Genomic DNA, 10,157 nt, shown 5'->3' on the forward strand with positions numbered 1-10,157 from the left:
GGCCCGGCCTGTTTCGATAATCCTTGCGCGAAATAGCAGGATATTCGCAGGATTCACGAAAAATGCCGCTAGACAGGATCGATATCGCCATTCTTGAGACTTTACAGAAGGACGGCAGGATACCCAATGCCGCGCTCGCCGAGAAGGTTGGCCTGTCGCAGTCGGCCTGTTCGCGCCGGCTCGACAATTTGGAAAAATCCGGAACCATTCGTGGCTACCACGCCCGGCTGTCCAATGCCGCGCTCGGTCATCAGATGACGGCGATCGTGCATATATCGCTGTCGGGCCAGTTCGAGAAGACGCTGTCGGATTTCGAAGCAGCGATCAAGCGTTGCCCCAATGTCTTGTCCTGCCACCTGATGTCGGGCGAATACGACTACATCCTGCGCATCGCGGCCAAAGACCTGGTCGACTATGAGCGCATCCACAAGGAATGGCTATCGGCCATGCCGCATGTGACCAAGATCAACTCGTCCTTCGCCTTGCGCGAAATCGTCGACCGCACCGCCATGGGCATGAAGCCTGAGATGGCTTGAGCTTCCCGGGCTGACCTTGCTCCAGACAGGCTTCAGGCTTCCGTCACGATCCGATCCATCGGAATGTCGTGCGGCTGCGGATAGATGGTGGCAACGCGCTGCAGTTCGTAGCCGACGCCGATGACCAGCGGCTTGGACGGCATGGCGGCCAACGTGCGGTCGAAGAACCCGCCGCCATAACCCAGGCGATAATTTGCCGGGTCAATGCCGACGATCGGCGCGACGACGATGTCCGGCAGCACGGGATCGCCCTCAGCCGGGATCGGGATATTCCAGACGCCCTTTTCCAATCGGTCCCCCGGTTTGTAGGCACGGAAGATCAGGGGGTGTCCTTTCTCGACGACGATGGGCAATGCCGTGCTGCCGCCGCGCTCGTTGACGGACGCCATCCATGGCCGCAGATCCGGTTCGCCGCGAAACGGCCAGTAAAGGCTGACCATGCGGCCGCGGATCTCGCCGATGATCGTGTCGAGCCCTTCGGCGATGCGCCGGGACATTGCCGTTCGCGCGTCGGCCGAAACGGCAAGGCGGGCCGCGATCAGCCGCTCGCGTTCGGCCTTGCGCCAACGCCGCACATCGGTCCAGTCGGACAGCGGCGCCCGGAATTCGGGATCGAGCTCGTGCATGAAGCAGGGAGGCGAGGCATACTGTGCCGGACCCTGGTCGTCATGATCGTTGGCCATGCGTCACCTCATAGCGTGTTCGGTGACACTATACCTCGCGACACGATATAACTTGTGCATTCACGACATGGGAGGGCGAGTCCCGGGCACTATCTCTGCGTTGTTGCAGTGCACAAAAATACCTACATCCGGGACAGGCATCTTGCCATCAGGGTGAATGAGATGAACCAGGTCAGCCACCATGTTGTCGTCGTCGGCGCGGGATTCGGCGGCCTCGAACTCACCCACGCGCTGGCTGGACAGCCCGTGCGCATCACCATGATCGACAAGCGCAACCACCATCTTTTCCAGCCGCTGCTCTACCAGGTAGCCACGACCGCGCTGGCGACCTCCGAGGTTGCCTGGCCGATCCGCCATCTCCTGCGCAAACGCAAGGACGTGACGACGCTGCTGGCCAATGTCACCGGCGTCGACCGTACCGGCAAACGCGTGTTGCTCGATGACGGCAGCACCGTCGCCTATGACACGCTGGTGCTCGCCACCGGCGCCCGTCACGCCTATTTCGGCCACGACGAATGGGAGCCTTTCGCGCCAGGCCTGAAGACGCTGGAGGACGCCACAACGATCCGCCGGCGCATTCTCACGGCTTTCGAGCAGGCGGAGCGGGAAACCGATCCCGCCAGACGCCAGGCGCTGCTGACCATAGCGATCGTCGGCGGCGGCCCGACTGGCGTGGAACTGGCCGGCACCATAGTCGAGCTGGCGCACGACACGCTGCGCGGCGAGTTCCGCAACATCGACACGCGGCAAACACGCGTGGTACTGATCGAGGCCGGTGACCGCATCCTGGCCAATTTCGCTCCAAAACTCTCAGATTATGCCAGCAAGGCGCTCGAGCGACTCGGCGTGACGGTCGAGCTCGGCCGGGCCGTCACGCGCTGCGACGCCGAAGGTGTCGTGTTTGGCGACAAGCAGCTGGCGGCCCGAACGATCCTGTGGGCAGCTGGCGTTGCCGCTTCGCCCGTCGCCGAGTGGCTGGCAGCGAAGGCGGACCGCGCGGGCAGGGTGCTCGTCGAGCCTGACCTCAGCGTGCCTGGCAGCCCCGACATTTTCGTCATCGGCGACGCCGCCCTTGTGCTGCGGCCCGATGGGCGGCCGGTACCCGGCGTGGCGCCTTCCGCCAAGCAGGAGGGTCGCCACGTCGCCGCGACCATCAAGTCCAGGCTCGGCGGTGACAACACCGCGCGGCCATTTCATTACAAACATGCCGGCGATCTGGCGACGATCGGCAAACGCGCCGCCGCGATCGATTTCGGCTGGATCAAGCTGACGGGCTGGCTCGCCTGGTGGCTGTGGGGCATCGCGCACATCTATTTCCTGATCGGTTTCCGCAACCGGCTTGCGGTTTCCCTGAGTTGGCTATGGATCTACCTCACGGGGCAGCGCAGCGCCCGGCTGATCACCCAGGGTGACGACGACAAGACCTGACTCTTCTTCACTGTCCCATTCATCCGCACGTCATCTGGTGCTGATGGATTGGCGTGCGGATGCGCGCGACTTCTTGAATGGACTTGAGCTGATTTCGGCGCGAAGTTCGCTTGGGGCAGGGCGTGTCACGTTGTCAATGAGGAGAATACATGTCGCAACTGCTCCATTCCGTCTCCCGCCGCGGTTTCCTCGCCGGCGCCGCAGCCACAGGGGCGCTGATCGTGCTTCATCCCTTCTCCGCCCGCGCCCAGGCCAACCAGGCGCATCTTCGGATCATGGAGACCACCGACATCCACGTGAACGTGCTGCCTTATGACTACTACGCCGACAAAGCCAACGACACGATGGGTCTGTCGCGCACGGCGTCGCTGATCGAAGCGGTGCGCAAGGAAGCCGTCAATTCGATGCTGATCGACAATGGCGACCTGCTGCAAGGCAACCCGATGGGCGACTACATCGCCTACGAGAAGGGCCTGAAGGACGGTGATCTGCATCCGATCATGAAAGGCATGAACCTGCTCGGCTACGAGTGCTCGACCCTCGGAAACCACGAGTTCAACTACGGCCTCTCCTTCCTGGACAAGGTGCTGGCGGGCGCAAATTTCCCCTTCGTCTGCGCCAATCTGATCCGCGGCACCGAGCTTGCCGCCAACCCGCGCGACGACAAGCTCTATCTCAAGCCCTATGTGATCCTCGATAGGAAGATCAAGGATGGTTCGGGCGCCGAGCAACCGATCAGGATCGGCATCATCGGCTTCGTGCCGCCGCAGATCATGGTCTGGGACCTCAAGAATCTCGAAGGCAGCGTCAAGACGCGAGACATCGTCGAGGCGGCCAGGGCCTGGGTGCCGCAGATGAAGGAAGAGGGCGCCGACATCGTCATCGCGCTTTCGCATTCAGGCATCGACGTGAAGCAGGGTGACATGATGGAGAACGCCTCGTTCTTCGTTGCCGGCGTCGATGGCATCGATGCCGTGTTCACCGGCCACCAGCATCTGGTGTTCCCCGGCAAGAAGGACTTCCAGTCGCTCGCAGGCGTCGACACGCAGAAAGGCACGCTGCAGGGCAAGCCCGCCGTGATGGGCGGTTTCTGGGGCTCGCATATGGGTCTCATCGACCTGATGCTGGAGCGTGACGGATCCAAATGGAAGGTCGTTTCCGCGACCTCCGAGGCGCGGCCGATCTTCGAGCGCGTCGACAACAAGAACAAGCCGACCGTCTCCGACGACAAGCGCATCATCGCCGCCCTCGAACAGGACCACCAGGCGACCCTGGCCTATGTGCGCCGTCCGGTCGGCAAGACCTCCGCGCCGCTCTATTCCTATTTCGCGCTGGTCGCCGACGACCCGTCGGTGCAGGTCGTCAGCCAGGCGCAGACCTGGTACTTGAAGGATATTCTCAAAAGTACGCAGTGGAAGGATGTGCCGCTGCTGTCGGCCGCTGCTCCCTTCAAGGCGGGCGGGCGCAACGGTGCCGATTACTACACCGACGTGCCGGCCGGCGACATCGCCATCAAGAATGTCGCCGACCTCTATCTCTACCCGAACACCGTGCGGGCCGTTGAGATCACGGGGGCGCAGTTGAAGGAATGGCTGGAGATGTCGGCCGGCATCTTCAACAAGATCGAGGTTGGTAAGGCTGACCAGGCGCTCATAAACACCGACTTCCCGTCATACAATTTCGATGTCATCGATGGCGTCTCCTACAAGATCGATCTGTCGCAGCCGCCGAAATACGACACCAAGGGCGGAGTGGCGAATGCTGGCGCCAGTCGCATTGTCGACTTGATGTTCGACGGCAAACCAATTGATCCCAATCGGAAATTCGTCGTTGCGACCAACAACTACCGGGCCGGCGGCGGCGGCAATTTCCCCGACATCAATGCCTCGAAGATCATCTACGAGGCGCCGGACACCAACCGCGACGTCATCGTTCGCTACATTGTGAGCCAGGGCACCATCAACCCGTCGGCCGACGGCAACTGGTCGTTCGCACCGCTGCCGGGAACCAGCGTCGTCTTCGAGACAGGCGTAAAGGCGAAGGATTTCATCGCCGATGTGAAGTCGCTGAAGATCGAACCGGCCGGCGAGGGCGAAGCGGGGTTTGCAAAGTATCGCATCCTTCTCTGATCGGCATCGCACGGCGTCAGTTTGCAGGCGCCGGCGCCAACGGCAAGGCCGTCGCTGGGGCTTGCGGGCTGATTGGCCGCGTCGGCTCGAGGGACGTGCCAGTCGGATCGCTGGGCACGGTCAACGGCGACATGCCGGCCGGAGTGTGCACCTCGTGGATGGTCGAGGTTGGCGTATTGTCGATGAGATCGCTCGCGCCAGGCGTCAAGGCTGGGCTGAGGCCACGGCCCAGCGGATCATTCATGAGTGTTGGTGGAACTACGCTCCGTGCTTCGGCAGCAAATATGGCGGCAAGCAGGATGGCGATGGCGGCAACAGTTCGCTTCAAGGAAGCCTCCTATGATCTGAGGCGCTCGGCGTTGGGTTGGGCGCGGGCGTCGGATGCGTCAAAACGATAGACGCGTGATCCCGGTTTCATCACGTTCGCATCAAGAGGATGCGATCGAAGGGGTGGAGGCGGGTCGACAGCGGGCGGGCTCGGCTAGGATGCGAAACGCTGCTTGATCACCGGCATGACGCGATCCAGCGCATCGGTGGAAATGCCGCCGGAATAGCCATCCGGCAATTGGTTGATGAGTTGGGGATCGTCCAGCCCTTGCGAGAAACCGCCGCCCGAATAGGGGCCGAGTAGGTAGACGCGCGTGTCGACGTCCTGCATGCGGTCGAGAAAACGGTCGGGCCAACCCCACATCCACTTGGCGACGTTGATGGGGATGAGCAATATGCCCTGGCGGCAGGCATCCGGAACATATCCGCTCCACCCCAGCGCGGCGTATCGTGCGATGCATTGCGTGAGCGACGCGCGGCTCAGCGTATGCATGTCCGGCAACGCCGCTTTGACCGCGGCAATCGGCTTGTCGCCGCCATAGACCGAGAGGTAGCCGCGTTCCGTGGGTGTCAGCCTGGCGAGCCAGGCAGCCAGCGCCTCGCCTTCGTGGGGATCATTGCTCTTGACGTTGATGTTGAAGCGGCGAGCCGGGAAGTGCGACACGACCTCGTCCAGCGACGGCATCATGCCGATCCCCTTGCCGCGAAACGGGTAGGTCTTGCCGCCATCGGCCGTGTAGCCGTAGCCGATGTCGAGCGTCTTCAGCTCGGTCATGGAATGGCCGCGGGTCTCGCCCTTGCCATCGGTTCGGCAATCCAGCGTCCAGTCGTGGAAGACAGCGAACTTGCCGTCCATCGTCGGGTGGACATCGAGTTCGAGCGCGTCCGCGCCAAGTGCGAAGGCGGCTTCCATCGAGGCAATCGTGTTCTCGAGGTAGGCATGGCGAGGCGGCAGCATGCGACTGGCCGTGCATGTGTCGGACCCAAGATCCGTGTGGTCGAAATCCTGGGCAAGACCGCGATGGGCAAGTACTGCCGGAAAGCCGGGAGGACGGCTCGACAGCAATGAGCTGTTGTTGAACCAGATACCTCCCGCCGCGACGGTGACGCACGCGAAGAAGATTGTCCGTTTGCCCATGATTTTTCGATTCGCCTGTCCCAGGCGACATCCTGCTTGAGGATCGGACTTTTTGACGGCGATCACAGGGCGATGTCGAGATCAGGCCCGACATTGGCAGTTCACGGCGGCCTACGCCTTGTAGACCACTTGCCGCACATCGATGTAGCTGGCGCGGAAACCCGCTTCGCAATAGTGCAGGTAGAACTCCCAGAGCTTCTTGAAGCGGTCGTCGAAGCCGAGCGGCACGATCTTTTCCCAGGATACCCAGAAGCGGTTGCGCCATTCGGCGAGCGTGCGCGCATAGTCATCGGGAAACACGCGCTCGCGTAGATGCGCGAGGCCATGGTCCTTGCCGAGCGCCTTGAGGATCGACGGTGTCGGCAGCATGCCGCCCGGGAAAACATAGCGCTGGATGAAATCCGGCCTGGCGCGATAGGTGTCGTAGGCGGCCTCGTTGATGGTGATGATCTGCAGGCCCGCAGTGCCCCCGGGCCTCAGGCAGGCCTTCATCTTGGAGAAGAACACCGGCCAGTATTTCTCGCCGACCGCTTCAAACATCTCGATCGACGCGATACGGTCGTAAGTCCCTGTTTCGTCGCGGTAATCCTGCAGCTTGATGTCGACCTTGTCGGCAAGCCCGGCCTTGGCGATGCGTTCCTTGGCGAAATCGTGCTGTTCGCGGCTGATCGTCAGCCCGGTTACGCGGCAGCCGATTTCGCGTGCCGCGAATTCGGCGAAACCGCCCCAGCCGCAGCCGATCTCCAGCACATGGTCCTTTCCGCCGATGCCCGTGTCCCTGGCCAGCGCCCGATATTTGGCGGCCTGGGCGCTCTCCAGGTCGTTGGCGCCATTGGCGTAGAGCGCCGAGGAATAGGTCATGCTCGGATCGAGCCACTCCTTGTAGAACGCGTTTCCGAGATCGTAATGCGCCGATATGTTGCGCTTCGAACCGGTGCGTGTGTTTTCGTTGAACCAGTGGCGGATGCGCTGGACGGTGTTGATGAGCCAGCTGGCGCCGCCGGCGACGCGTTCGCCGATCGCCGAATTGACCACGAACAATTCCAGGAAGCTGGTGACGTCGGGGCTTTCCCAATCGCCGTCCATGTAGGATTCGGCAACGCCGATCGTACCGCCGGAAAAGGCGCGGCCTGGCAGGCGCCAGTTCTTGAGCACCAGCTCCGCATCGGGGCCAGGCCCCTTGCCGCCAACGAGAACGGCGCGGCCATCCGGCATCCTGACCTTGAGCGAGCCGCGCGGCAGATTCATCGCCGCCGACAGCACCATGCGCGCCTTGACCGGCAGGCCCTTGACGATCTCGGCGAAATTGAACTCGTCGAGCCTGACCGCTTCGCTCGGCGCTACGCTATGATGATCCCCGTCTGCCATTTCGTGCCCCTGGATTTCCGTGGTGCCGGCGCAAATTGCCGGGTCACGGTTCTCTTGGGTCATTCGCCAGGTTCGAAAGCCGTGCCTTGTCCACGTAGCTCCCGGTGCTTCCCACTGAATGCCTGCCACAATCTTCCACGTGATGAGGGGGAACTTCAAGAGGCAGGCCACTGGCGGGGATGTACCACGTGGCGTCTGGCATCTGCGCCTTGCGTCAAGTTGCTGCTGTCCACAATCCAAAACGTCTATGGCCGTCGCGGCGCATGTGCGATAGCTTTAGCCATGCGTTATGTAATCGTCATTGCGGCAATCGCGTTTTTCCTGATCTGGGACGGCCTCTACAATCAGGGCCGGTATCTGGACATCTCGGTCAGGGAGCTCAATCACGTCGTGCGTTACGTGACCGGCAAGGCCTGAACTTCCCTCGAAGAGCGCAGCCCCGCGCGTCGTCCCACATGCCCGTCGCCGCGGGATTGGCACCGGCATCGTTTGTCGCGCGTCGCAAGGACGCGTGGCGCCATGAACGGTTGACGCGACGAAACCGCCGTCACAAAAGACCCCGACATTCAGATCGAGGAGGCAGGATTGATCCGGCATATCGTTTTCTTCAGCGCGCGGCGCAAGGAGGATGTGGAGGTAGTGCGCACCGGGCTGTTGGCGCTCGGCAACATTCCTCATTCCAGTCTCTTCGAGGTCACTTTGAACACCAAGGTCGACCCGCTGTCGGACGAAGTTGATGTCGTCGTCTATGCTGAGTTCGCCGATGACGCGGCGCTGGCCGCCTACAAGGCGCATCCGCTCTATGCGCAGACGACAGCCAAGGTCAAACCATTGCGCGAACTGCGCTATTCCGCCGATGTCGTGGCCCGCGGCTGATCCGGGCGCGGTTCTGGAGCTCGACAAGTGCCGGCGGCCGGCGGCTGGAAACGGCCTTGAACCGCGCTCCGGAATGATGCACACCGCGCCCGATGACCGACAGACCAACCACCGGCACGCATCCGCTTGACCATCTCGTTTTGCCGACGCCGGACCTCGATGTGGCGCGAGCCCGCCTCACTGCGCTGGGCTTCGTCGTCGCGCCGACCGGTGTCCATCCCTTTGGAACGGTAAACTGCTGCGTTTTTCTCGCTGACGGCACTTATCTGGAGCCGCTCGCGATTGGCAATGAACAGGCAGCGATCGACGCGACGGCCGCCGGCAACGTCTTCGTCGCGCGCGATCGCCTCTATCGCGACAGCCGTGGCGACGACGGGTTTTCGGCTGTGGTCCTGGCGACCGACAATGCCGATGCCGACCACGCACGTTTCGTCGGCGCGGGTCTGTCGGCGGGAGGCATGCTGAGCTTTTCGCGCGCTTTCACCGATACATCGGGCAAGAGCGATACCGCATCGTTCAAGCTCGCCTTTGCTGCGACCAGCGGAGCAACCGACGCATTCCTGTTTGTCTGCCAGCGCATCAATGCGCCTGACGTGGACCGTACGGCGTTGCAGGCCCACGCCAATGGTGCCACTGGCATTTTGGAGGTGGTGGCGATCAGCGACCAGCCCACCGAACAGTATAGGCTGATTTCCATCTCGGCGAACGATCCTGCTGCCAGCGGCGACGGCGGGGCGTTTGTCCTGCCAAGGGCAACCTTGAGCGTGCTCGACCCCAAATCATTCACCGCTCGCTTTGGCATTCCGGCGGGTTCGTCCACGAAGCTGCGCTTCGCCGCGATCGTCTTTGCCGTCTGCGGCATAGATGCCACGTCGAGCCTGCTTGCAGCCAATGCTATCCAACACGATATAGCGGGCACTGATATTGTCGTGCGGCCGGCATCCGGACAGGGCGCGGCTTTCATCTTCCGGGAGACACAATGAACAAGCCCCAAGTGCCCAATTCGATGGCACCGAATTCGTCGGTAACGGTCGGCAATGTCGTCTTCGACAACAAGGCGGCCTTGGCGCTGATCGCCGGCCCGTGCCAGTTCGAGTCGCGCCAGCATGCCTTCGACATGGCCGGCGCGCTGAAGGAATTGACGGCCAAACTCGGCATCGGCCTCGTCTACAAGACCAGCTACGACAAGGCCAACCGCACCTCACTATCGGCAACGCGCGGCGCCGGCATGGACGCCGCACTTCCGGTCTTCGACGAGTTGCGCAAGGAATTTTCGCTCCCCGTGCTGACCGACGTCCACACCGAGGAACAGTGTGCGATCGTCGCGCCGCATGTCGATGTGCTGCAGATCCCGGCCTTCCTGTCGCGCCAGACCGACATGCTGGTCGCCGCCGCGAAAACCGGCAAGGTCATCAACGTGAAGAAGGGGCAGTTCCTCGCGCCCTGGGATATGAAGAATGTGGTCGCCAAGATCACCGGTTCCGGCAACGCCAACGTGCTCACAACCGAGCGCGGCGCGTCCTTCGGCTACAACACGCTGGTGTCGGACATGCGCGCGCTGCCTATCATGGCCGAGATCGGCGCGCCGGTGATCTTCGACGCCACGCATTCGGTCCAGCAGCCGGGCGGGCAGGGCGGCTCGTCCGGTGGCGAGCGCCGCTTTGTCGAGACG

Annotated in this window: 10 protein-coding genes; 7 read left to right on the forward strand and 3 right to left on the reverse strand. The window is 62.4% G+C overall.

Annotated elements, in window-relative coordinates:
• Positions 1 to 62: 62 nt before the first annotated feature.
• Positions 63 to 536 (forward strand): Lrp/AsnC family transcriptional regulator, encoded by a 474-nt coding sequence (locus C1D09_RS27535; RefSeq protein ID WP_010909317.1) that lies wholly within the window; start codon positions 63 to 65, stop codon positions 534 to 536.
• Between the two features lie 32 nt (positions 537 to 568).
• Here the strand turns inward: C1D09_RS27535 and C1D09_RS27540 are convergent, their stop codons facing one another.
• Entirely contained in the window at positions 569 to 1,219 is a 651-nt protein-coding gene (locus tag C1D09_RS27540; RefSeq protein ID WP_143977206.1) for a 5-formyltetrahydrofolate cyclo-ligase, read from the reverse strand.
• Positions 1,220 to 1,381: 162 nt separating this feature from the next.
• On the opposite strand from C1D09_RS27540, the gene C1D09_RS27545 reads away from it, so the two are divergent.
• Positions 1,382 to 2,647: an NAD(P)/FAD-dependent oxidoreductase gene (locus tag C1D09_RS27545; RefSeq protein ID WP_143977207.1), complete on the forward strand. Its 1,266-nt coding sequence runs from the start codon at positions 1,382 to 1,384 to the stop codon at positions 2,645 to 2,647.
• A 149-nt stretch (positions 2,648 to 2,796) separates the two neighbouring features.
• Entirely contained in the window at positions 2,797 to 4,776 is a 1,980-nt protein-coding gene (locus C1D09_RS27550) for a bifunctional 2',3'-cyclic-nucleotide 2'-phosphodiesterase/3'-nucleotidase (protein WP_143977208.1), read from the forward strand.
• A gap of 481 nt (positions 4,777 to 5,257) precedes the next feature.
• Here C1D09_RS27550 and C1D09_RS27555 read toward each other — a convergent pair whose 3' ends face one another.
• Both C1D09_RS27555 and C1D09_RS27560 read right to left on the reverse strand, forming a co-directional pair.
• Positions 5,258 to 6,241 (reverse strand): glycerophosphodiester phosphodiesterase family protein, encoded by a 984-nt coding sequence (locus tag C1D09_RS27555; RefSeq protein WP_143977209.1) that lies wholly within the window; start codon positions 6,239 to 6,241, stop codon positions 5,258 to 5,260.
• Positions 6,242 to 6,352: 111 nt separating this feature from the next.
• Positions 6,353 to 7,609 carry an SAM-dependent methyltransferase gene (locus tag C1D09_RS27560; protein WP_143977210.1) on the reverse strand — a complete coding sequence of 419 codons (1,257 nt, stop codon included), beginning with the start codon at positions 7,607 to 7,609 and terminating at the stop codon, positions 6,353 to 6,355.
• Positions 7,610 to 7,891: 282 nt separating this feature from the next.
• Between C1D09_RS27560 and C1D09_RS34135 the strand changes: the two genes are divergently transcribed.
• From C1D09_RS34135 to kdsA, 4 genes are all read left to right on the forward strand, one after another.
• On the forward strand, positions 7,892 to 8,026 hold the full coding sequence (locus C1D09_RS34135; RefSeq protein WP_257784390.1) for a hypothetical protein: 135 nt from the start codon (positions 7,892 to 7,894) through the stop codon (positions 8,024 to 8,026).
• A gap of 168 nt (positions 8,027 to 8,194) precedes the next feature.
• Positions 8,195 to 8,485, forward strand: coding sequence for a Dabb family protein (locus tag C1D09_RS27565; protein ID WP_143977211.1), 291 nt, complete (start codon positions 8,195 to 8,197; stop codon positions 8,483 to 8,485).
• 92 nt (positions 8,486 to 8,577) lie between these two features.
• The gene (locus C1D09_RS27570; RefSeq protein ID WP_143977212.1) at positions 8,578 to 9,468 is read left to right on the forward strand and encodes a VOC family protein; all 891 of its coding nucleotides are present in this window, start codon (positions 8,578 to 8,580) and stop codon (positions 9,466 to 9,468) included.
• A partial coding sequence (kdsA, locus tag C1D09_RS27575) for a 3-deoxy-8-phosphooctulonate synthase (RefSeq protein WP_143977213.1) occupies positions 9,465 to 10,157 on the forward strand: 693 nt, incomplete at its 3' end. The genes C1D09_RS27570 and kdsA, both read left to right, overlap by 4 nt.

This window comes from Mesorhizobium intechi (genome assembly GCF_002879535.1).
Taxonomy (GTDB): domain Bacteria; phylum Pseudomonadota; class Alphaproteobacteria; order Rhizobiales; family Rhizobiaceae; genus Mesorhizobium; species Mesorhizobium intechi.

What these genes read in the sequence shown, in the direction of transcription:
- C1D09_RS27535 (WP_010909317.1), top strand. Translation starts at nt 63, where the DNA reads ATGCCGCTAGACAGGATCGATATCGCCATTCTTGAGACTTTACAGAAG.
- C1D09_RS27540 (WP_143977206.1), bottom strand. Translation starts at nt 1,219, where the DNA reads ATGGCCAACGATCATGACGACCAGGGTCCGGCACAGTATGCCTCGCCT.
- C1D09_RS27545 (WP_143977207.1), top strand. Translation starts at nt 1,382, where the DNA reads ATGAACCAGGTCAGCCACCATGTTGTCGTCGTCGGCGCGGGATTCGGC.
- C1D09_RS27550 (WP_143977208.1), top strand. Translation starts at nt 2,797, where the DNA reads ATGTCGCAACTGCTCCATTCCGTCTCCCGCCGCGGTTTCCTCGCCGGC.
- C1D09_RS27555 (WP_143977209.1), bottom strand. Translation starts at nt 6,241, where the DNA reads ATGGGCAAACGGACAATCTTCTTCGCGTGCGTCACCGTCGCGGCGGGA.
- C1D09_RS27560 (WP_143977210.1), bottom strand. Translation starts at nt 7,609, where the DNA reads ATGGCAGACGGGGATCATCATAGCGTAGCGCCGAGCGAAGCGGTCAGG.
- C1D09_RS34135 (WP_257784390.1), top strand. Translation starts at nt 7,892, where the DNA reads ATGCGTTATGTAATCGTCATTGCGGCAATCGCGTTTTTCCTGATCTGG.
- C1D09_RS27570 (WP_143977212.1), top strand. Translation starts at nt 8,578, where the DNA reads ATGACCGACAGACCAACCACCGGCACGCATCCGCTTGACCATCTCGTT.